The 21283-nt window shown below is 66.9% G+C and carries 18 protein-coding genes and 1 pseudogene; 12 read left to right on the forward strand and 7 right to left on the reverse strand.

Going from position 1 to position 21283, the window contains the following annotated elements; genetic code table 11:
• Positions 1–69: 69 nt before the first annotated feature.
• Positions 70–3624 (reverse strand): DNA polymerase III subunit alpha, encoded by a 3555-nt coding sequence (dnaE, locus tag ACV7NQ_RS02660; protein ID WP_463358134.1) that lies wholly within the window; start codon positions 3622–3624, stop codon positions 70–72.
• Between the two features lie 333 nt (positions 3625–3957).
• Here dnaE and ACV7NQ_RS02665 point away from each other — a divergent pair, with 333 nt between their 5' ends.
• The 6 genes from ACV7NQ_RS02665 (at position 3958) to ACV7NQ_RS02690 (ending at position 10409) form a co-directional block, all read left to right on the forward strand.
• A complete protein-coding gene (locus ACV7NQ_RS02665) occupies positions 3958–5157 on the forward strand; it encodes a histidine kinase (RefSeq protein ID WP_463365508.1) in 1200 nt (399 codons plus the stop codon).
• Positions 5158–5198: 41 nt separating this feature from the next.
• Complete coding sequence (locus ACV7NQ_RS02670; protein WP_463358135.1) at positions 5199–5996, forward strand: LytR/AlgR family response regulator transcription factor; 798 nt, start codon at positions 5199–5201, stop codon at positions 5994–5996.
• Positions 5993–6361: a hypothetical protein gene (locus tag ACV7NQ_RS02675; RefSeq protein ID WP_463358136.1), complete on the forward strand. Its 369-nt coding sequence runs from the start codon at positions 5993–5995 to the stop codon at positions 6359–6361. The genes ACV7NQ_RS02670 and ACV7NQ_RS02675 overlap by 4 nt, the downstream gene beginning before the upstream one ends.
• A gap of 51 nt (positions 6362–6412) precedes the next feature.
• Positions 6413–8167 carry a sodium/solute symporter gene (locus ACV7NQ_RS02680; RefSeq protein WP_463358137.1) on the forward strand — a complete coding sequence of 585 codons (1755 nt, stop codon included), beginning with the start codon at positions 6413–6415 and terminating at the stop codon, positions 8165–8167.
• A 194-nt stretch (positions 8168–8361) separates the two neighbouring features.
• Positions 8362–8763 carry a DUF485 domain-containing protein gene (locus tag ACV7NQ_RS02685; RefSeq protein ID WP_463358138.1) on the forward strand — a complete coding sequence of 134 codons (402 nt, stop codon included), beginning with the start codon at positions 8362–8364 and terminating at the stop codon, positions 8761–8763.
• On the forward strand, positions 8760–10409 hold the full coding sequence (locus ACV7NQ_RS02690) for a solute symporter family protein (RefSeq protein WP_463358139.1): 1650 nt from the start codon (positions 8760–8762) through the stop codon (positions 10407–10409). Before ACV7NQ_RS02685 ends, ACV7NQ_RS02690 begins: the two co-directional genes overlap by 4 nt.
• A gap of 267 nt (positions 10410–10676) precedes the next feature.
• On the opposite strand, the gene ACV7NQ_RS02695 is transcribed toward ACV7NQ_RS02690, so the two are convergent.
• Positions 10677–11240, reverse strand: coding sequence for a dihydrofolate reductase family protein (locus ACV7NQ_RS02695; RefSeq protein ID WP_463358140.1), 564 nt, complete (start codon positions 11238–11240; stop codon positions 10677–10679).
• Positions 11241–11742: 502 nt separating this feature from the next.
• Here ACV7NQ_RS02695 and ACV7NQ_RS02700 point away from each other — a divergent pair.
• Together ACV7NQ_RS02700 and ACV7NQ_RS02705 are read left to right on the forward strand one after the other, a co-directional pair.
• Complete coding sequence (locus ACV7NQ_RS02700) at positions 11743–11931, forward strand: DUF6529 family protein (protein WP_463358141.1); 189 nt, start codon at positions 11743–11745, stop codon at positions 11929–11931.
• A gap of 73 nt (positions 11932–12004) precedes the next feature.
• The gene (locus tag ACV7NQ_RS02705) at positions 12005–12463 is read left to right on the forward strand and encodes a Rieske (2Fe-2S) protein (RefSeq protein WP_463358142.1); all 459 of its coding nucleotides are present in this window, start codon (positions 12005–12007) and stop codon (positions 12461–12463) included.
• Positions 12464–12551: 88 nt separating this feature from the next.
• On the opposite strand, the gene ACV7NQ_RS02710 is transcribed toward ACV7NQ_RS02705, so the two are convergent.
• A complete protein-coding gene (locus ACV7NQ_RS02710) occupies positions 12552–13019 on the reverse strand; it encodes a VOC family protein (RefSeq protein WP_463358143.1) in 468 nt (155 codons plus the stop codon).
• Positions 13020–13108: 89 nt separating this feature from the next.
• Positions 13109–14050, reverse strand: a complete 942-nt coding sequence (locus ACV7NQ_RS02715; protein ID WP_463365509.1) for a hypothetical protein — start codon at positions 14048–14050, stop codon at positions 13109–13111.
• Positions 14051–14139: 89 nt separating this feature from the next.
• Between ACV7NQ_RS02715 and lspA the strand changes: the two genes are divergently transcribed.
• The 3 genes from lspA (at position 14140) to ACV7NQ_RS02730 (ending at position 16710) form a co-directional block, all read left to right on the forward strand.
• Entirely contained in the window at positions 14140–14868 is a 729-nt protein-coding gene (gene lspA, locus ACV7NQ_RS02720) for a signal peptidase II (RefSeq protein ID WP_463358144.1), read from the forward strand.
• The gene (locus ACV7NQ_RS02725; RefSeq protein ID WP_463358145.1) at positions 14865–15791 is read left to right on the forward strand and encodes an RluA family pseudouridine synthase; all 927 of its coding nucleotides are present in this window, start codon (positions 14865–14867) and stop codon (positions 15789–15791) included. Before lspA ends, ACV7NQ_RS02725 begins: the two co-directional genes overlap by 4 nt.
• A 319-nt stretch (positions 15792–16110) precedes the next feature.
• A complete protein-coding gene (locus ACV7NQ_RS02730; RefSeq protein WP_463365510.1) occupies positions 16111–16710 on the forward strand; it encodes a hypothetical protein in 600 nt (199 codons plus the stop codon).
• An 8-nt stretch (positions 16711–16718) separates the two neighbouring features.
• On the opposite strand, the gene ACV7NQ_RS02735 is transcribed toward ACV7NQ_RS02730, so the two are convergent.
• On the reverse strand, positions 16719–17537 hold the full coding sequence (locus ACV7NQ_RS02735; protein ID WP_463358146.1) for a PhzF family phenazine biosynthesis protein: 819 nt from the start codon (positions 17535–17537) through the stop codon (positions 16719–16721).
• An 80-nt stretch (positions 17538–17617) separates the two neighbouring features.
• Positions 17618–20041 (reverse strand): cation-translocating P-type ATPase, encoded by a 2424-nt coding sequence (locus ACV7NQ_RS02740; RefSeq protein WP_463358147.1) that lies wholly within the window; start codon positions 20039–20041, stop codon positions 17618–17620.
• 23 nt (positions 20042–20064) lie between these two features.
• On the opposite strand from ACV7NQ_RS02740, the gene rarD reads away from it, so the two are divergent.
• A complete protein-coding gene (gene rarD / locus ACV7NQ_RS02745) occupies positions 20065–21012 on the forward strand; it encodes an EamA family transporter RarD (protein ID WP_463358148.1) in 948 nt (315 codons plus the stop codon).
• A 44-nt stretch (positions 21013–21056) separates the two neighbouring features.
• Here rarD and ACV7NQ_RS02750 read toward each other — a convergent pair.
• A pseudogene (locus ACV7NQ_RS02750) lies at positions 21057–21227 on the reverse strand (hypothetical protein); the annotation flags it as partial.
• Between the last annotated feature and the right edge of the window lie 56 nt (positions 21228–21283).

The following is a 21283-nucleotide window of genomic DNA, read 5'->3' on the forward strand; positions in this document are numbered from 1 at the left end:
AAACCTGGACGCCCCACCCCGACTTGCCGTGCGGCAGGCCGGGGTTCGGGTCAGGAGGGGTACGCGAACTCAGCTCGCCAGGCATCCAGGGCCGAGCAGGGCCTTCAGGTCGCCCATCAACGCCGAGGACGGCGAAACGCGCAAGCTGTCGTCCAATTTCCACAGCGAGGTCTTGTCCCTGGCACCGACGTGGCGGATGTGCACATCCGCGGTGCCGGGATGCCTGGACAGGACGCGCTTGAGTTCGCCGATCTTGTCCGGAGTGCACAGCCGGGTGGAGAGGATCACCGCGAGCGGCTTGGCCACGCCGATCGAGGAGAGGTCGGGGACGGCGAGGTCGTTGGCGATCAACGAGATTCGGTCGTCGCGGACCGAGACCCGGGCCTTCACCAGAACGACCGCGTCCTCGACGACGTCCATGCCGTAGACCGAGTACGACTGCGGGAAGAACAGCACCTCGATACCACCGGTCAGGTCTTCCAACTGCGCGGAAGCCCAGGCCAGGCCGTTCTTGTTGATGCGGCGGTTGACCGAGGCGAGGATGCCGCCGATGGTCACCTGCGCGCCATCCTTGACATCGCCTTCGAGAATGGCCGGGATCTGCGTATCCGCTTGCGCGGCAAGGACATGCTCGACGCCGTTGAGCGGATGCCCGGACACGTACAGGCCCAACATCTCGCGTTCCAGCGCGAGCTTGTGCTTGGTCTCCCACTCGTCGTCGGGCACCTTGACGTTGAACACCGAGGCCATCGACTCGTCGCCGTCGTCCATGCCGCCGAACAGATCGAACTGCCCGATCGCCTCGGCCTTCTTGGTGGACATCACCGCGTCGATGGCGTCGGAGTGCACCAGCAGCAGACCCTTGCGCGGGTGCCCGAGGGAGTCGAATCCGCCTGCCTTGATGAGGGATTCGGTGACCTTCTTGGTGCAGGCGATCGCATCGATCTTGTTCAGGTAATCCGAGAAGTCGGTGAACTTCGACTTCTCCTTGCGCGCGGCGATGATCGAGGACACCACGTTGGCGCCGACATTGCGCACCGCGCCGAGGCCGAACCGGATGTCCTTGCCGACCGAGGCGAAGTTCTGCTCGGACTCGTTGACATCCGGCGGGAGCACGGTGATGCCGAGGCGACGGCAGTCCGACAGGTAGACCGCGGCCTTGTCCTTGTCGTCGCCGACGCTGGTGAGCAGACCCGCCATGTATTCAGCCGGATAGTTGGCCTTGAGGTAGGCGGTCCAGAACGAGACCAGGCCGTAGCCGGCGGCGTGCGACTTGTTGAACGCGTAACCGGCGAACGGAAGGATGGTGTCCCACAGGGCTTTCACCGCGGCCTCAGAGAATCCGTTGTCGGTCATGCCTTCGTGGAAGCCCTTGTACTCGGCCTCCAGCACCTCGAGCTTCTTCTTTCCCATGGCCTTACGCAGCGCGTCGGCCTTACCCATGGAGTACGAGGCGACCTTCTGCGCGATGAACATGATCTGCTCTTGGTAGACGATCAGACCGTAGGTCTCCGAGAGGATGTCCTTCAGCGGTTCCTCGAGCTCCGGGTGGATCGGGGTGATCGGCTGCCGGCTGTTCTTGCGGTCGGCGTAGTCGTTGTGCGCGTTCATGCCCATCGGGCCGGGGCGATACAACGCGAGCACGGCGACGATGTCGTTGAAGCCGGTCGGCTGCATGCGGCGCAGCAGGTCACGCATCGGACCACCGTCGAGCTGGAAGACGCCGAGAGTGTCACCGCGCGAGAGCAATTCGTAGGTGGCGGGGTCGTCCAGCGGCAGGTTGTCCAGGTCGAGATCAATGCCGCGGTTGGCCTTGATGTTGTCCATCGCGTCACCGATGACGGTGAGGTTGCGCAGACCGAGGAAGTCCATCTTCAGCAGGCCGATGGCCTCACACGACGGGTAATCCCAGCCGGTGATGATGGCGCCGTCCTGCGCCCGCTTCCACACCGGGATGGCGTCGGTCAGCGGCTCCGAGGACATGATCACCGCGCAGGCGTGCACACCGGCGTTGCGGATCAGCCCCTCGAGGCCGCGTGCGGTCTCGTAGATCTTCGCGACGTCCGGGTTGTTGGTGATGAGTTCGCGGACCTCGGCGGCTTCCTTGTACCGCTCGTGGTCCGGGTCGGTGATGCCGGACACCGAGATGTCCTTGGCCATGATCGGCGGCGGCAGCGCCTTGGTGATCTGATCGGCGATGGCGAAACCGGGCTGGCCGAACAGCACTCGCGCCGAGTCCTTGATGGCGGCCTTGGTCTTGATGGTGCCGAAGGTGATGACCTGGGCGACCCGCTCGGTGCCCCACTTCTCGGTCGCGTAGCGGACCATTTCACCGCGGCGGCGATCATCGAAGTCGATATCGATATCGGGCGCGGACGGGCGCTCCGGGTTCAGGAACCGCTCGAACAGCAGGCCGTGCGGGATCGGGTCGATATTGGTGATGCCCAGTGCGTACGCGACCAGCGAACCGGCGGCCGAACCACGGCCGGGGCCGACGCGGATGCCGACCTCTTTGGCGTGCGAGACGAGGTCACCGACGACGAGGAAGTAGGCCGGAAAGCCCTTCTGCTTGATGACGTCGAGCTCGAAGTAGGCCCGTGTCCGGTATTCGTCGGGCACAGGGCCGCCCTGGAACCGACGCTCGAGGCCGCAGTCGACTTCCTTGCGCAAGAAGGAGTTCTGGTCGTCGCCGTCGGGCACCGGGAACACCGGCATCCGGTCGCGGAACTCCCACACGTCGTCATAGGACTGCACGCGCTCGCCGATGAGGACGGTGTTGTCGCAGGCGCCTGGCACTTCGGCGTCCCAGATCGCGCGCATCTCGTCGGCGGACTTCAGGTAGTAGCCGTCGCCGTCGAATTTGAAGCGCGTCGGGTCGCTGAGCGTCTTGCCGGTCTGAATACACAGCAGCGCTTCGTGATTGGTCGACTGATCCTTGGTGACGTAGTGACAGTCGTTGGTCGCGATCGGCGGAATGCCGAGCTTCTCACCGATCTCGATGAGCCCCTCGCGGACCCGTCGCTCGATGGACAGCCCGTGGTCCATGATCTCCAGGAAGAAGTTCTCTTTGCCGAAGATCTCCTGCCACTTGGCCGCGGCCTCCAGCGCCTCACGGTCGTGGCCGAGGCGCAGCCTGGTCTGCACCTCGCCCGACGGGCAGCCGGTGGTCGCGATGATGCCCTCGGCGTACTGGGCGATGATCTCCTCGTCCATACGCGCCCACTTGCCGAGCTGCCCCTCGAGGGAGGCCAGCGACGACAGCTTGAACAGGTTGCGCAGCCCGGTCGCGTTCTCCGCGACCATGGTCATGTGGGTGTAGGCGCCGGAACCGGAGACGTCATCGCCCTTCTGGCTCCGATCGCCCCACTGGATGCGCTTGGTGTCGAACCGGGAGCCGGGCGCGATGTATGCCTCGATCCCGATGATCGGCTTGATGTCGGCCTTCTTCGCCGAGTTGTAGAACTCGGAGGCGCCGTACATATTGCCGTGGTCGGTCATCCCGACGGCGTCCATTCCCAGCCGTTTCGCCTCCGCGAACAGTGGCGAAATCTTTGCCGCACCGTCGAGCATGGAGTACTCGGTGTGGTTGTGCAGGTGAACGAATGATCCGGACGAGGCGGCCAAGACGGTCCTTCCTCCCAATGTCTCGACGGGGGTTGGCTGGACCGATTCTATGGGTCCCCACCGACTGGTTCGGCCAAGCAAGAGGCGGTGTCGCAGGAGTCCGGCGTGTCGGTGGTGAAGATCACCGGCGCGTCCCGGAGGCTCGCCCGCTAGCGCGCCCGGACCAACCTAGCAGCGTCCGAATTCCGCCAGCGCCGGCGCTCGGATTTTCTTCCGCCAGACAAATTTCGACCACCTGGGCATGGGGGATAGCTGCTACCACCCGACAGCATGGTGGCCCCGGGATAATCGGGCGATGAATTGGCAGTGGCACAAGCATTCGACGGGTACGCGTTGACCACAGCGGTTGCGGCCGTTGTCGCCTCGGTGGTGCTGGTCGCCGGTGCGCTACTGGTGTGGTCACGGACCCGGCGGACCGTGACCACACCGGCCGAGCGAGCGGTGCACACCGCCCTGCACATCGCGTCGCTGGCCGCGCGTCCACTACGGCAGGGCCTGACCGACCAGTCCGCGCAAGAGGCGGCTCCGCATCTACGCGCACTCACCGGAGCCGAGGCGCTGGGTGTCGCCGATCCGGACGGCACCCTGCTCGCCTGGGACGGCCCGCACTCCGATCTCGCCCAGTATTTCGCTGATGCCGCACGGCGCGCCATGGCGACCGAAAGGCCGGTCCTGGTGTCCGGACCCGGCCGTGTCGAACATGCCGGCCGCACGCTGATCGCGCAGCCGTTGCTGACCGAGAACTCAGGAGTTGCCGGGGCATTGGGGGTGGTGACGACCGGGCAGCCGGAGCCGGGGCGGCTCGGCGCGGTGGCGGAGGTGGCGCGCTATGCCTGCGGCCAGCTCGAATTGGCGGAACTCGATGCGTCGAGGGCTCGGCTGGACCGGGCCGAGGTACGTGCGTTGCGGGCTCAGATCAGCCCGCATTTCATCTACAACGCACTCAATACCGTCGCGTCGTTCGTCCGCACCGACCCGGATCGGGCGCGCGAACTGATCCTGGAGTTCGCCGACTTCACCCGCTACTCCTTCCGTGCCGCTGGCGAATTCACCGTGCTCGCCGACGAATTGCGCAATATCGAGCGTTATCTCGCCCTGGAGCGCGCCCGCTTCGGCGACGCACTCGAGGTGCGGCTGCAGATCGCGCCGGAAGTGCTCGGCGTCGTGCTGCCGTTCCTCGCGCTGCAACCGTTGGTGGAGAACGCCGTTCGGCACGGACTGGCGGGGGCGGCACGGGGCGGCACGGTGAGCATCGTGGCGGTCGATGCCGGTATCGACTGCATGATCAGCGTCGAGGACGACGGCATCGGAATGGACCCCGACGTGCTGCGGTCGGGGGCGCTCGACGCTATCGAAACCGGTACCGGCCCAGCGGGTTCCGGCGAGGCCGCGCACGTCGGCCTGGCGAATGTCGACGACCGCCTACGCGCGGCCTTCGGTAACGACTACGGTCTCACCGTGGAGACCGCGCCCGGCGCGGGGACCAAAGTGAGCCTGCGCGTCCCCAAATTCCGCGCGGGCATCCAGGCGTGACCCGATCCGGCGCACCGCCGTACGTTTACGATGGATCGACTGTGACTCGGACCACCGACAATTCCGCCGCAGCGCTGTGTGTGCTGGCCGTGGACGACGAGAAACCGGCTCTGGACGAGCTGGTCTACCTGCTGCGTGCGCAATCCGGTGTCGGCACGATCCACAGTGCGACTGACGTGACCAGTGCGCTGCGACTGATGCGTGCCCATCCCATCGACGCGGCGTTCCTCGACATCAATATGCCGGGGCTGGACGGAATGGAGTTGGCCGGGATTCTGTCGGAGTTCGCCACTGCGCCCGCCGTGGTATTCGTGACGGCACACGACGACCGGGCGGTGGCGGCATTCGATCTCGGCGCGGTGGACTATCTGCTGAAACCGCTGCGGGAGGCGCGGTTGGCGGAGGCGGTGCGGCGCATCGTCGCGGCCCGCAGCACGCCGGCGCCCGCCGCCACGGCGCCGCGCGCCGATCCGAACGAGGTCATCCCCGTGGAGCTGGGTGGAGTTACCACGCTGGTGCACCGATCGAGCGTGAGTTGGGTGGAGGCGGACGGCGATTACGCGCGGCTGCACACGAGCGCGGGTTCGCATCTGGTGCGGATTCCGTTGTCCGCGCTCGAATCACGCTGGGAGAATGCGGGATTCCTGCGGGTACATCGGTCGTATCTGGTGGCGCTGCGACTGGTGACGGGGCTGCGCACGGCGGGCACCGGCACGGTGGTGTGCCTGCGCGCCGACGGCAATGCCGCGGCGGTCGAGCTGCCGGTCAGCCGCAGGCAGGTCAGGGAGCTGAAACAGCGTCTGGTGCACGGCCCACGACAGCAGTGGACACGCCAGTGACCGGACCGCAGCAGCGCCCGATCCGCCAGCGCGTGGTCCTGGCGCAGCGGCGCGGTGCGCGGCGGGCACGGACCCGGGTGGAGGTGGCCGAGCAGACCGAGATCGGCGAGGCGATGATCGGCGGGCTGATTCGCGCGCAGTTGGGGCTTGCGCTTCGCATGGGCCTGGTCACGGTCCTCGTATTGTGTTCGCTGCCTGTGCTTTTCCGGGTCGGATCGGTGGGTTCGTTCGTCCTCCTCGGCATCCGCCTGCCGTGGCTGCTGCTCGGCATCGCGGTGTACCCGTTGCTGTATGCGGTCGGGCGGCTCTACGTTCGGCTCGCCGAACACAACGAGCGAGACTTCCTCGAACTGGCGGAGGACTGACGTGCACCCCCGCGCCGCGGTGGAATCCACGCGGGGAAACCGAGGATCGCGATGAACACCGGTACCGCGCCGGTTCTCACGATCATCGCGCTGCTGCTCGCTGCGTTCGCGACGGTCGCGATCGGCGTTTACGGGGTGCGTATGGCGCGCACCACCTCCGACTTTCTTGTCGCCTCGCGCAGCGTCGGACCGCGCTGGAACGCGGCCGCGATCTCCGGTGAATATCTCTCGGCCGCTTCGTTTCTCGGTGTGGCTGGGCTGATCGCCAAGTACGGCGCCGACGCGCTGTGGTATCCGCTCGGGTTCACCGCGGGGTATCTGGGACTGCTGCTGTTCGTAGCCGCGCCGCTGCGACGGTCAGGGGCCTATACGGTGCCCGACTTCGCGGAGTTCCGACTGGGCTCGGTGCGGCTGCGCAGACTGGCGGCGGTCGTGGTGGTGCTGGTGTGCGGGGTGTATCTCATTCCGCAGTTTCAAGGGGCCGGGTTGACGCTGCACATTCTGTTGGATGTGCCGAGTTGGGTTGGCGCGCTGGCGGTGGGCGCCATCGTGATCGCGAATGTGGCCGGCGGCGGGATGCGGTCGATCACGCTGGTGCAGGCCTTCCAGTACTGGCTCAAATTGACCGCGGTGGCGATCCCGGCGTTGGTGCTGCTCGGGCATTTCCTGGCCGATGATCGTGAGCTCGGCGCGCCCGCTCCCCCGGCCGTCACCGAGCGCACGACGGTGGATGTCAGCACCGATGTGGTGGTACAGGTCGGTGCGCCACAACAGGTTTCGATCACGGGCACGCTGGACGACCGCGCGGTGGACGGGCCGGTGCTGCTCACCTCGGGCGAGCACGACCTCGCGGCGGGGACACGGCTGGTACTGGACGCGGGTTCCGCGGTGCCGGTGGTGGCCGGTGCGCCCGCGGACGATGCGGGATGGCTGGCGCCCGGCGGCGGATTCGGTGGATCGCATCCGACGTATCAGGTGTATTCGCTGATCATCGCGACTTTCCTGGGCACGATGGGATTGCCGCATGTACTGGTGCGCTTCTACACGAATCCGGACGGACGGGCCGCACGGACCACCGCGCTGGCAGTGATCGGACTGGTGGGGCTGTTCTATCTGTTCCCCGTACTACTCGGGGTGTTCGCGCGGCTCTATGTGCCACAGCTGCTGATCACCGGCACCTCCGATGCGGCGGTGGTTCTGCTGCCCGGCTCGGTGCTCGCCGGTCTGCCAGGACAGCTGCTTGCCGCGCTGGTCGCCGCGGGCGCGATCGCCGCGTTCCTGTCCACCTCGTCGGGCCTGCTTGTCAGCATCGCGGGCGTGCTCAGTACCGACATGCTGCGCGGGCGGATTCGTGATTTCCGGGCGGCGGCATTGTTCGCCGGTGCGGCGCCCCTCGGTCTTTCGCTCACCCTGGCCTCGCTCGACTTGTCCCGCACCGTCGGGCTCGCGTTCTCGGTCGCGGCGTCGACACTGTGTCCGCTGCTGGCGCTAGGCATCTGGTGGCGAGGACTGACCGCGATCGGCGCGGCCACCGGACTGATCGCGGGCGGCCTCGCGGCGGGCGGCGCGACAGTGGTTTCGGTGCTCGGCGGCGTCTCCGAGGAGGTGGCCGGTGGCTGGCCCTCGGCGCTCCTCGGCTATCCCGCAGCGATCAGCGTGCCGTTGGCCTTCGCGTCGATGATCCTGGTCAGCAAGGTGACGCGGGGCCAGAGCGCCCGCACGGTCGGCCGGATCTTCGTGCGCCTGCACGCGCCCGAACGCCTGGGCATGGGCGCCGATCGCGAACGCGGTCTTCGCTCGAACTGAGCCTTCCCATCGAACTGAACATGCGACCGAACCGAGCGATTTCCGCCTTTGTGGCGTGACCGTTCGTCGCACCCAGGCGACCGTTCACCGCACAATCGGGCACCTTCACAGAGTGACCTGCGCCACATCATGATTCCTCACGCAGCCCTGGCTACGGTCTGCGCAGTAGGTCACGTCACACGCTAGGACTCCTGATGAGCAGTATCGACCTCGACGGCGAGGCCACCGAGCCTCGACCCTCGGATCCCGCCGCGCCGGCAGGCACAGCGCCCCCGCACACGCCGAGCGCCGAGGAATTCGCCACGGTGCAAGCGAGTCCGCAATTCCAGGAACTGCGAAGCCGGTTGCGCCGCTTCGTCTTTCCGATGACAGCGCTGTTCCTCGTCTGGTATCTGAGCTACGTGCTGCTCGGCGCCTATGCGCACGATTTCATGGCCACCGAGATCTTCGGCAACATCAACCTCGGATTGCTGCTCGGCCTCGGGCAATTCGTCTCGACCTTCGTCATCACCGCGCTCTACGTCCGATTCGCCAACCGCGAACTGGATCCGCGCGCGACGAGCATTCGTAACTATCTCGAGGGAGGCCAGGCATGACCGCCTTCGCTGACACGCGGTATCTGGCCGCGGCTGGGACCGTGGGCAATCCGGCCGCGAACATCGCGATCTTCGGCGTGTTCGTCGCGATCACGATGGTCGTGGTGATCCGGGCCAGCCGCGACAACCGCACCGCCGCCGACTATTTCACCGGAGGCCGCGGCTTCTCCGGTCCGCAGAACGGCATCGCCATCGCGGGCGACTACCTTTCCGCGGCAAGCTTTCTCGGCATCGCGGGCGCGATCGCGGTGTACGGCTATGACGGGTTCCTGTACTCCGTCGGGTTCCTGGTCGCCTGGCTGGTCGCGCTGCTGCTCGTCGCCGAAATGCTCAGGAACACCGGCAAATTCACCATGGCGGACGTGCTGAGCTTCCGGTTGAAGGAAGGCCCCGTCCGCACCGCGGCCGCGCTGACGACCCTGGCGGTGTCGCTGTTCTACCTGCTGGCGCAGATGGCGGGCGCGGGCGGCCTGGTGGCGCTGCTGCTCGATATCTCCGACAAGACCGGGCAGTCGATCGTGATCGCCGTTGTCGGCGTGCTGATGATCGTGTACGTGCTGGTCGGCGGCATGAAGGGCACCACGTGGGTGCAAATCATCAAGGCGTGCCTGCTGATCACCGGCGCCGCGGTGATGACCGTTATGGTGTTCGCCAAGTTCGGGTTCAATTTCTCCGACATCCTCGGCTCGGCGCAGGACACGGTGTCCGGCTCGAAGACCAAGGGTGTGTCTGCGCGTGACGTCCTCGCGCCGGGCGCACAGTACGGCGGCAACGCGACCTCCAAGCTGAACTTCGTCTCCCTCGGCTTGGCGCTGGTGCTCGGCACCGCGGGTCTGCCGCACGTGCTGATGCGCTTCTACACAGTGCCCACCGCGAAGGAGGCGCGGCGCTCGGTAGTGTGGGCGATCGGCCTGATCGGCGCGTTCTACCTGTTCACCCTGGTGCTCGGCTACGGCGCGGCCGCGATCGTCGGCCCGGACCGCATCCTGGCCTCGGCCGGTGGGCAGAACTCGGCGGCCCCGCTGCTGGCTTTCGAACTGGGTGGCGTTGTGCTGCTCGGCATTATCTCCGCGGTCGCCTTCGCCACGATCCTCGCGGTCGTCGCCGGACTGACCATCACCGCGTCGACATCGTTCGCGCATGACATCTACGCAAGCGTGATCAAGAAGGGCAGGGTCGACGAGATCAAGCAGGTCCGGGTCTCCCGGATCAGCGCGGTGATCATCGGCCTGCTCGCCATCGGGCTCGGCATCCTCGCCAACGGCCAGAACATCGCGTTCCTGGTGGCGCTGGCCTTCGCGGTGGCCGCGGCGGCGAACCTGCCGACCATCGTATTCTCGCTGTTCTGGAAGCGGTTCAACACCACCGGCGCACTGTTCAGCATGTACGGCGGCCTGATCTCCACCATCGTGCTGATCGTGTTCTCCCCCGCGGTATCCGGATCGAAGACCGCGATGATCCCGGGCTCCGAGTTCGACTGGTTCCCGCTGTCGAATCCGGGCATCGTCTCCATCCCACTGGCTTTCGCCCTCGGCGTCATCGGCACCTTCGTCGGCGGGCGCCGGAAGGAAGATCCGGCCAGGGCCGCCGAGATGGAGGTCCGCTCGCTCACCGGCGTCGGCGCCGAGAAGGCCGTCGTGCACTGACCGCGAACACCCTGCCGCCCCTGCTGTTTCGATAGAAGATTGACGTTGACCAGTGCGACCACCGACCGCGACACGACCGACCTCGACGGCTCGGCGACCGCACTACCGGCGAGCTACCCGCCGGATGCCGCGTTGACCGCGACGGCCAATGCCGGTGCTCGAGGCCATCGCCCGCGGTTAGGCGGACACCGAATGCGGCGGACCCGGCCACCACGATGATGAGGGGGACCGGGTCCGCCGCCCGACTCGGCGCCGAGGCGGTCGTGTTCAGGACGGCTTCGGCGCGAAGTGCAACGCGACGATCCCGCACTCGAACGGTGTCGCGGTGACGAGGCTGAGCCGCTGGTAGGCATCGGTTTTGGCGAACACCGGCAGGCCCGCGCCGATCGCGATCGGGTTGACGAACAGGTGCAGTTCGTCGATCAGTTCCGCGGCGATCAGGCTCGATACCAACGTGCCGCCGCCGTAGACAATCAGGTCCCCACCCGGCTGCGCCTTGAGCCGATTCACCGTCTCGGCGACATCGCCGCCCGCGACAACGGTGTTCTCCCAGGGCGACTTGGTGAGGCTGTTGGAGATCACGACCTTGGGCGTGTTGTTCATGGTGTCGATGGCCGACTGCGGCTCGCTCTCCGGCTTGGATGCCCAGTGCGGAATGAATCCCTCGGCGAGCTTGCGACCCAACACAATGGTGTCGACCGGCGCGGTGAGCGCCGTGACGTAGGCGGCGATGTCATCGGTCCACGGAAACGTCATCCAATCCATCTCGCCATTCGGGCCGGACATATAGCCGTCGACGGTGGTCTGTACCTGGAGCTTGAGCTTGCGCATGAGGTTGGTTCCTTTCGAGAGGTCTGAGACGTAGCGGGCCGTTCGACCTGCTGTTTTCTTGTGTGATCAACTTGACGGAACCGGCTTACGGATTGTTTACGGTTTCTCTCCGGCACCCTGGTTCTCTCGGGAACGGTCATGACGATCTTGCCCTGCCGTGGTCCTGGAGAGGCATGGCTCGGTTCGTACGCGGCGGGAGGAGCATCCGATGAACAGCGCCGCGCGCATGCCGAGGCGTCCGCTTAGCTGGTTGCGCGTGCTCGAGATGACGGCGCGGTCCGCGGGCAGGTGTCGGCAGAGGACGCGCGCGTCGCCCTGATGGCGATCACCTCCTTCCGGGCTCTCCCTGCCGAGAACACGCCGGTCAGCGGTGTCGCGAATATCTGTTTGAACCGCCGGGGCGGCCTACCTCGTAGACATTGCGAGATAGCGGTACCGGCGCGGCGTGGGTTCGGAAATCGCTTCGGCCGAACTGTCGGCGGCCGCACAGCTAGGAGATCCTATGAAACGTCTGGGACCGTTGCGCACCCTCGGAACGGTTGCCGTGCCGGCCCCGGCCGCGCCGACCAGCACTGCGCCCGCGGCGATCACCTTCCCCGCCAAGGGCGCCTTTCGCGTGCTGTTGCTGACCCGAAAGGGCCTGCCCGGCTGGGTCATTCCCGTCGCGGGCGGACTGATGCTACCGACCTGACCGGCATCCGGCTCACCTCCGCCCTGTGGTTTTTCCAGAACAACGGCATCATCTTCTGAACGGAGACCGAACAATGACCAACGACGAACTCATCCTCCGCCGCCGCACCGTCGTGGTGGCCGGCGCCGGCGCGGTGGCCGCGGCCGCCGCACTGACCGCGTGCAGCACCTACAGCAAAAACGATTCGGCCCCCGAGTCGAAACCGGCGTCCGCCACCGCACCGGTGACGAATGCCCAAGCCGGGCAACCGAGCCCGACTGCCATCGCCAAAACCGCCGACGTCCCGGTCGGCGGCGGCGTGATCAACGGTGACGTGGTGGTGACCCAGCCGAGCGCCGGATCCTTCGTCGGCCTCTCCTCGGCCTGCACGCACGCGGGCTGCAAGTTAGCGAACGTATCCGGCGGCACCATCAACTGTGCCTGCCACGGAAGCAAGTTCGGCCTGGACGGCTCGGTCGTCAACGGCCCCGCGACCCGGCCACTGGCCGCTAAACCCGTTCGCGTCCAAGGCGACTCGATCGTGCCGCAGTAGGCCGGTCCGAACACGCCCCAATCACGACGGGGACAATGCCCGGCGCAACGCACTGAACCCGCCTCGGGGGGAAGCGGGTTCGAGTCGGTCAGGAGTTGCCAAACATCTCGGCCATGCGCCTGTCCATCTCCTCCGGCGGCACGTCCTCCACACGGCTGGCCACGGTCCAGCGGTGACCCCACGGGTCCTCGAACGCGCCGCTGCGGTCACCGTAGAACTGGGTGGTCATCGGATTGAGTTCCTTGGCGCCCCCGGCGAGCGCCGCGGCGAAGGCGGCATCCGCGTCTTCCACATAAATGTAGATATTGACCGGGGTGCCGCCGATCGTTTTCGGGTCGAGGAAATCCATATCGGGAGCCGGGTCGCTGATCATGACGACCGAATTACCGAACATCAATTCACAGTGCGCGATCTTGCCATCCGGGCTCGGCATGCGCATCCGCTCAGATGCGCCGAAAATGTGCTTGTAGAAGTCGATGGCGGCCGCGGCGCCATCGATCGCCAGTCCGGGCGAAACCACCGGAAATCCATCGGGAACAGGCTTGATATCAGACATGAGAAACCTCCGGTCGAAGGTGATTGTCGGACAAGCCGAGCCTATCCCCGGGCACGCACAAAAATGCCCGATCCGACCGATGATCTAGTTCATTCCGTCCACGACACCTGGGTATTGATCGTCTGCTGCAACATGCTGGCGCTGCGCGAATCGCGGTAGGCCTGGTGGCCGCCGACGGTGATGGATCCCGCCACCGGCAGCGGCAGCCCCAGATCGACGGTGATCGTGCCTGCGCCCCGCATGACGTAATCCTGGATGTCGAGGGTGCCCGCGTTATTGGGCAGCGACCACACCGGCGACTTCGGTGTCTGCGTCACCTCGAGCTCGATGGTCAGCCGGTCGTCCTCGCGCTTGGTCAGCGTCGCCGTGGTCACCTGGTCGAGCGCGACCCCACCGGTCACCTCCTGGCGCACCGTCCACACCGCGCCCTCACCGACCGGCTGATCGGGAAACGCGATCGAATTGTAGACCGCTTGATAGAAGGCCTGCTCCAGGGCAGCACGGGCGGAATTGGAGGTCTCCGGCGATGGCTCCAGCCGCAGCGCGGTGATCGCGCCGAGCTCGCTCATGTCGAAGCCCGCGCGCGAACCACCGGCGGCAGTGAGCGCCTTCGCCAGCGAGGGGTCCGGCGTGGTGACCGCGCCCAGGGTGAGATCGACACCCTCGGCGCCGGACCTGGCGGTCAACGGGATGGTCAGCGCGGGCGAGGAAAAGTCGCGGGCGGGCTGATCATTGATCTGCTGCTGGATGCGGTAGTCGGTGCACAGCGTTACCTGCTGCGAGGTGCCCGCCGGGTAGCTGGGGCGCAGCAGGGAGCGCGGCTCGGCGCCCTGGGAGACGATGGTGGTGATCGCGGCCGAGATCGGCACAGTCACTTCCTTGCCGATTCCGAGCGGCTCGGTGCTGTCGGACTTGTTGCGCGCGGCGGAACCGTCGCTGCAGCCGACGCCGAACGTGGACAGCCCAACTGCGAGCACCACCAGCAGCACACCCGGCCGCACGATCCGCGGCACGTGGGGGGAAGACAACACCGTCACGAGAATCAGAGTACGACCGGTTCCTGAGTGTCGTCTGGGACATGCAGGCGACCGCGTGCGTGAGCCGCACGCCGGCTCGAGAGATGATAGGCGTCGTGAGTGACGACCGGCCGCCCGAGGACAACACCGCCGACCACGCGGTGCCGCCAACCGAACCAGCGCCATCGACCCCTGTGCCGCCCGACGAGAAGGCAACGGCCGCAACCGCCGCGCCGTTACGGCTCCGGACGCTGCTGATCATCGCGGCGGTGCTGCTAGGACTGGATCTGCTCACCAAGACGATCGTCGTCGCCGAGCTGACACCGGGTGATCCGGTGTACCTCATCGGCGATTTCGCGCGGCTGACGCTGGTGCGCAATCCGGGCGCGGCGTTCTCCATGGCCACCGGCATGACCTGGCTGTTGACGCTGGTCGCGGTGGCCGTGGTGATCGGTGTGATCCGCATCGGACGCACGCTGCGCTCGCTGTGGTGGGCGATCGGCCTCGGCATGGTGCTCGGTGGCGCGCTCGGCAATCTGGTGGACCGGTTGTTCCGGGCGCCGGGACCGCTGCAGGGACATGTGGTCGACTTCGTCGCGATCGGCTGGTGGCCGGTGTTCAACGTGGCGGATTCGTCGATCGTGTGCGGCGCCATCCTGCTGGTGGCGCTGACGGTATTCGGCTTCGAACCCGACGGCAGCCGCGCCGGACGCGGCGGCGACGCCGAACCCGGCAGTGATTCCGACGACACCGCGGCGGCGGTCGAGGACCGACCGACGGACCACGGTTCCGACGGCGCCACGAAGAGCACCGGACAGGATAACGCGGCATGAGGGAAACCCGAACCATGCCCGTGCCCGACGGGCTCGACGGGATGCGGGTCGATGCGGGACTGTCACGTCTGCTCGGCCTGTCGCGCACTGCGGTGGCCGCGATGGCCGAGGAGGGGTCGGTACAACTCGACGGCGTGGCCGCGGGCAAGTCCGACCGGCTCATCAGTGGCGCCTGGCTGGAGGTCGAGTTTCCGGAGCCCAAGCGGGCACTCACCATCGAGGCCGAAGCGGTGGAGGGGATGACCATCCTTTATGCCGACGACGACATCGTCGCGGTCGACAAGCCGGTCGGCGTCGCCGCGCACCCCGGGGTCGGTTGGAGCGGGCCGACGGTGGTCGGCGGGCTGGCAGCGGCCGGCTACCGCATCTCCACCTCGGGCGCGCACGAACGCCAGGGCATCGTGCACCGGCTCGACGTCGGCACCTCCGGGGTGATGGTGGTCGCGCAGTCCGAACGCGCCTACACGGTGCTCAAGCGGGCGTTCAAGGAACGCACCATCGACAAGCGGTATCACGCACTGGTGCAAGGACATCCGGACCCCAGCAGCGGCACCATCGACGCCCCGATCGGCCGAGCCCGCGGCAACGACTGGAAGTTCGCGGTGACCGCCGACGGACGCCCCAGCATCACCCACTACGACACGGTCGAGGCGTTCCAGGCCGCCAGCCTGCTGGACATCCACCTGGAAACCGGTCGCACCCACCAGATCCGGGTGCACTTCTCGGCGATTCGGCATCCCTGCTGCGGCGACCTCACCTACGGCGCCGACCCGCGCCTGGCCGAACGCCTCGGTCTGGAACGCCAATGGCTGCACGCCCGCGCCCTCGGCTTCAACCACCCGTCCGACGGCCGGTATCTGGAAATCACCAGCGAGTACCCAGCCGACCTGAATAACGCGCTCGACGTCCTGCGCAATGCCTGAACCGGAAGCAGAGCCGGATCCGAACACAGTGCCCGACTCGAACACAGTGCCTGACCCGAACACAACGCCCGACCCGAACGCAAAGCCCGACCCGAACGCAAAGCCCGACCCGAACGGAACGCCCGACCCGAACGCAGCGCCTGAGCCGGGCGCATTACGTCGCGAAAACACTGTGCCCGAACCGAATCCGGTGCCCGACCGAGGCGGCGGCTCACCCAACCCGGACGCGCTGGCGAACCAAGATGCCGTGCCGGACCGACGATTCCGGCTGTGGCGCACTGCCGCCATCGCCGTAGCCGCGGTCGGCCTCGTCGCGCTCATGGTGGTGCTCGGCCAGCTGATTCCACCGGTACCCTCCGGTGTCTCCACAGATCGGCTCGGCCCCGAACGGGGCGAGCCGGTCGCGGAATACCTTGCGCGAGCAAAGGCCTCGCTCTCCAGCCGGGACGGCGACGAGCACTGGGCGCTTGTGTCCTTCACCGAAAACCTGACCCCCGAACAGATTCCGACGCGCAACGGCGGGCTCCGCATCGCCCAGGTGATCCACCAGGTCCCGATCCCCCGCGTACAAACCCCGATCGTCGCGGTGCAGGTGCCCGCCGGCGACGCGGTTGCCGTGGCCTCGGCGGGCAATGCGGCCTGGCAGCTGCTCGCGCAACACGCTCCCGACGAACGCACCGCCCGTATCACCGCCTTCGCGGTCGCCCGCCTCCGCGCAGGCTGCGCCTGTACTGTCGGTCTCGTTGTCCGCGGGTCGCTCCCCCGGCTCCGAGACCTGGCCGCCCAGAACGGAATCCGCGCCGTCCAAGCGCTGCCCGCCGACGCCGTCTCCGGCCGCTTCGCCGTCGTCCCACTGCTCCCGGACCAGAACGACACGGTGCTGCCCGGTCCCGACGACGGCCCCGTACCCGATCAGTGACACAGCGGCTACTCCGGAATCAGCACGACACCGTCGAGGTAGCGGCGGCAGCGGCCGACCAGTAGGACGCGGTCGGCGACGAGTTCGCAGCGCATATTGCCGCCGCGGCGGGAGAGTTGGCGGGCGGTGAGTTCGGTGCGACCCAGATCCTTGGTCCAGAGCGGAACCAGTTGGGCGTGCGCCGATCCGGTAACCGGGTCTTCGGGATCGCCGAGGGCAGGGGCGAAGAAGCGGGACACGAAGTCGACGCTGTCACCCAGCGCGGTGATGACGGCGCCGCGGGAAAGCGGCGGGAAGGCGGAGAAGTTCGGGCGGGCGTCGCGGACTTCCTGTTCGGTGCCGACGACGATGATTTCGTCCATGCCGCTGAGAGCGCGCACGGGGTGCACGCCGAGCGCCGCGACCAGCGCCGGGTCCGGTTCAACCTCGGTGCAGGTGATCACCGGCAGGTCGAGCACGTATTCGTCGTCGTCGGTGCGGTCGACGTGCAGCCAGCCGCTGCGTGTGAAGAAGCTCACCCGGTCCACGCCGGGGTGGATGTCCTCGAGCACCTGGGCGGCCGCGGCCATGGTGGCGTGCCCGCACATGTCGACCTCCGCCGTGGGGGTGAACCAGCGCAGGTGGAATGCGGGCCAGTCCCCCGGTGGCGCCTCGGCCTCCGGGGGTAAATGCGGGGTGTAGAAGGCTGTTTCAGGGAGGTTGTTCTCCTCCGCCAGATTTTGCAGCAGCTCGTCAGACAGCCACGAGGGCAACGGCATGACCGCGGCCGGGTTGCCCGAGAACGGTGCGTCGGCGAACGCGTCGATCTGGTGCAGCAGTACCTCCATATTCGGAAAAGGTACTCCAACACTGAATGATCGCCTCGCACAAGGTATCTCGTGGCGCGGCGAGTCAGATGTCCAGTTCGTCAGGCGGCCCCGCCCGGGGCGGCGGGGAGCAGTTGCCGCTTGTCCCCCTTGATCGCGGCGCTGATCCACCAGGCGGCCTCCACAAGCGCAATACCGATGGCGCCGCAGATGATTGCCGCGGTGGTGAGTCCGATGTTCGAGGGGTCGAGCTTGAAGAAGTGCCGCGTGAACGGAACGGTGAACAAGAACAGATACGCGACAACCGAAGCCGCGATCAGCACGACCTTCCACCACACGTACGGCCGCGCCACGATGGCCAGCACCCACACCGCGATCATGATGAGCGTGATCAGCGCGGTGGTGCCCGCCTGCTCCTTCTGCTGCTCGGTGGCGTTCACCCCGGAGTAGGCGATCAGGTAGGAGACGAAGGTGGTCACGCCGATCACCACACCGGACGGAATGGCCAAACGCAGGACCCGGGGTACGAATCCGGTGCGCGCCCGCTCGTTGTTGGGCGCCAGCGAGAGAATGAACGCCGGGATACCGATGGTGAACCAGGCCGCCATGGTGACGTGCCGCGGCAGGAACGGATACGGGATCGGGTCGTAGTGAAAGATCTGCGAGCCGACGCCCGCGAGACCCACCAGGAAGGCAAGCAGCGCCGCGTACACGGTCTTGGTGAGGAACAGGTTCGAGACCCGCTCGATATTGCCGATCACCCGGCGCCCCTCGCCCACGACATAGGGCAGCGTGGCGAACTTGTTATCCAGCAACACGATCTGTGCGACCGCGCGAGTGGCCGGGCTGCCCGCACCCATCGCGACGCCGATATCCGAATCCTTCAGCGCGAGCACGTCGTTCACGCCGTCACCGGTCATCGCCACGGTGTGGCCACGAGACTGCACGGCGGCCACCATGGCTCGCTTCTGGTCCGGACGCACGCGGCCGAAGGTGGTCTCGCGTTCGAGAATATCGGCGAGTTCGTCGAGGTCCTCGGGCAATTCGCGCGCGTCGACCGCGTGGTCGCCGCCGGGCAGGTCCAGCGATGCGGCCACCGCGCCCACCGACACGGCGTTGTCGCCGGAGATTACCTTGATCGAAACGTCTTGACTGGCAAAGTATTCGAGCGTCTCGCGAGCGTCGGGACGGATCTTCTGCTCGAGCACGACCAGCGCGGCGGGCTGCACGTTGCCGGGAGCATCGGAGGCGTCGACGGATCGGTCACTGCGCGCCAGCAGCAGAATCCGCAGACCCGACGAACCGAGTTCCTCTGCGACCCTGGCATCTTCGGACTTCGGGTCGAGCAGCACGTCGGGGGCACCGAGCAGCCAGTCGCCGTGCTCACCGTAGGAGTACCCGCTCCACTTCTTCGCCGAGGAGAACGGGGCGACCGCGGTGTGCTGCCAGCCGGGACCGTCGGGCAGCGCCTCGGCGATCGCCTGCACACTCGCGTTCGGGCGCGGATCGTCGTGTGCCAGGGCGGCCAGCGCCTTGCGAACCTCGGCGTCGTCGAATCTGTCGAGCACCTTGATATCCGACAGCCGCATCCCATTTTCGGTGAGCGTGCCTGTCTTGTCCGCGCACACCACATCCACCCTGGCCAGACCCTCGATCGCGGGCAGTTCCTGCACCAGGCATTGCCGCCGCCCCAGCCGCACCACACCGACCGCGAACGCCACCGAGGTCATCAGCACAAGGCCCTCCGGCACCATCGGCACCAGCGCCGCGACCATGCCGGTCACAGAGGGCCGCCAGCCCTCCTTGCTGGAGAACAGCTGGTTGTAAATGCTCAGCAGACCCGCCGGGATCAGCAGGTAGGTGATGACCTTCAGGATCGTGTCGATGCCGCTGCGCAGCTCGGACTTCACCAGCGTGAACTTGCTGGCCTCCTCGGCCAGCTTCGCCGCGTAGGCGTCGCGGCCGACCTTGGTGGCGCGGTAGGCGCCGCTGCCGGACACCACGTAGCTGCCCGACATCACCTCGGCGCCGACCGGCTTGTCCACCGGGTCGGCCTCACCGGTGAGCAGCGATTCGTCGACCTCGAGCTGCGCGGATTCTTCGACGACGCCATCCACCACGATCTGATCGCCGGGGCCGAGCTCGATGAGGTCGTCGAGCACCACCTCGCGCGGTGCCAGTTCCACCGACTTGCCGTCGCGGCGCACGGTCGGCTTGGCCTGGCTGACGATGGCCAGCTGGTCCAGGGTGCGCTTGGCGCGGATCTCCTGGATGATGCCGACCGCGCTGTTGGCCACGATCAGCAGACCGAACATGCCGTCGATGATCGAGCCCGTCACCAGGACCAATATGAACAGCACGCCGAGGATGGCGTTGATCCGGGTGAAGACATTCGCGCGGACGATGTCGCGCACCGATCGGCTGGCTCGATCCGGGACGTCGTTGCTGAGCCCGTCGCGGCGACGTTGCTCGACTTCCGCCGCGGTGAGTCCGATGGTGCCCGATGCCTGCACGGTTATCGACATGCACGCAAGGCTAACCGAACACTATGTTCGGTCGAGTGCAGCAAAGCAGGTCGGTCCCGGGGGTTGTGTTCGGTACATCCGCATTTCTGATATGGGGTTTGTTCGCCGCGTTCTTCGGTTTGCTGAAGTTCGCCAACCCCGTGGAAGTGGTTGCGCAACGGATCGTGTGGACGTTGGTTGTGGTGCTTGTCGTGCTGATCGTGACCGGTCGACTACGCGAGATGCGCGGGATCGATGCGAACACCTGGCGGCTGGCCGCGGTCGCCGCGGCGGCGCTATCGCTCAACTGGGGCGTGTACGTGTACGGCGTCACCTCGGGGCATGTGGTGGAGTGCGCCCTGGGCTACTTCATCAATCCGCTGGTGACCGTGGCGTTCGGCGTCGTGCTCTTCCGAGAGCGGCTGGCCAGGGCACAGTGGGCCGCGCTCGGACTCGGCGCGGTGGCGGTCGTGGTGCTCACCGTCGATTACGGCAGGCCGCCGATCATCGCGCTGGCGCTGGCCTGTTCGTTCGCGCTCTACGGCCTGGTGAAAAAGGTGATCGCACTGGATGCCCTGCGTGGCATCGCGGCCGAGGGCATCGTCGCGGCGCCCTTCGCGTTGGCCTTCATCATCGTGTTCGCATCGACCGGCCACAGCGCGTTCGGCACTGGCATCGCGCACACCGGCCTGATGATGTCCAGCGGCCCGGTCACCCTGATCCCGCTGCTGCTGTTCGCCATTGCCGCGCAACGTGTTCCGCTCTCGACCATGGGTCTGCTCCAGTACCTCACTCCGGCCCTCCAGATGGCCTGGGGCGTCGCCGTCCTCCACGAGCCCATGCCCGGCTCTCGCTGGGCCGGTTTTGCGCTGATCTGGACCGCCCTGGCCATCTTCACCGTCGACGCACTGCGGCGGGCCCGCCGCGGCAGGCGGACCCCGAGCACGGCCGTGGAGTCGATGGCGTCGACGGAGGAGCAGGAGTTGTTGTAGGCCATCCAGACGGTCAGGAAGCCGAGCGCACCGGTCTGAAGATGCCCGCCGCCCTCGGTGCTGAGCTGGTTGATCGCCGCGCACGGCAGGCTGGCGTCGACGGTGAGTGGCGCGTAGGAGACCAGCGGCGCTTCGATACTGCGGGCCGATCCGACCTGCGGCCAGCTCGCGGGCGAGGTTCGGGATACGAAAAATACTGCCGCGCTATCGAACAGCGCTGAACCGGCGTCGGCCGACTTCGACTAGCTCGAGTAGCCGGCCGACGCCGAGG

It is taken from the genome of Nocardia sp. Tas62D01, assembly GCF_055232035.1.

Bases quoted from the DNA above. Each gene is read 5' to 3' on its own strand.
- ACV7NQ_RS02680 (WP_463358137.1), top strand. From the start codon at position 6,413: ATGAACACCGGTACCGCGCCGGTTCTCACGATCATCGCGCTGCTGCTC.
- ACV7NQ_RS02685 (WP_463358138.1), top strand. From the start codon at position 8,362: ATGAGCAGTATCGACCTCGACGGCGAGGCCACCGAGCCTCGACCCTCG.
- ACV7NQ_RS02690 (WP_463358139.1), top strand. From the start codon at position 8,760: ATGACCGCCTTCGCTGACACGCGGTATCTGGCCGCGGCTGGGACCGTG.
- ACV7NQ_RS02695 (WP_463358140.1), bottom strand. From the start codon at position 11,240: ATGCGCAAGCTCAAGCTCCAGGTACAGACCACCGTCGACGGCTATATG.
- ACV7NQ_RS02700 (WP_463358141.1), top strand. From the start codon at position 11,743: ATGAAACGTCTGGGACCGTTGCGCACCCTCGGAACGGTTGCCGTGCCG.
- ACV7NQ_RS02705 (WP_463358142.1), top strand. From the start codon at position 12,005: ATGACCAACGACGAACTCATCCTCCGCCGCCGCACCGTCGTGGTGGCC.
- ACV7NQ_RS02710 (WP_463358143.1), bottom strand. From the start codon at position 13,019: ATGTCTGATATCAAGCCTGTTCCCGATGGATTTCCGGTGGTTTCGCCC.
- lspA (WP_463358144.1), top strand. From the start codon at position 14,140: ATGATAGGCGTCGTGAGTGACGACCGGCCGCCCGAGGACAACACCGCC.
- ACV7NQ_RS02725 (WP_463358145.1), top strand. From the start codon at position 14,865: ATGAGGGAAACCCGAACCATGCCCGTGCCCGACGGGCTCGACGGGATG.
- ACV7NQ_RS02730 (WP_463365510.1), top strand. From the start codon at position 16,111: ATGGTGGTGCTCGGCCAGCTGATTCCACCGGTACCCTCCGGTGTCTCC.
- ACV7NQ_RS02735 (WP_463358146.1), bottom strand. From the start codon at position 17,537: ATGGAGGTACTGCTGCACCAGATCGACGCGTTCGCCGACGCACCGTTC.
- ACV7NQ_RS02740 (WP_463358147.1), bottom strand. From the start codon at position 20,041: ATGTCGATAACCGTGCAGGCATCGGGCACCATCGGACTCACCGCGGCG.
- rarD (WP_463358148.1), top strand. From the start codon at position 20,065: ATGTTCGGTCGAGTGCAGCAAAGCAGGTCGGTCCCGGGGGTTGTGTTC.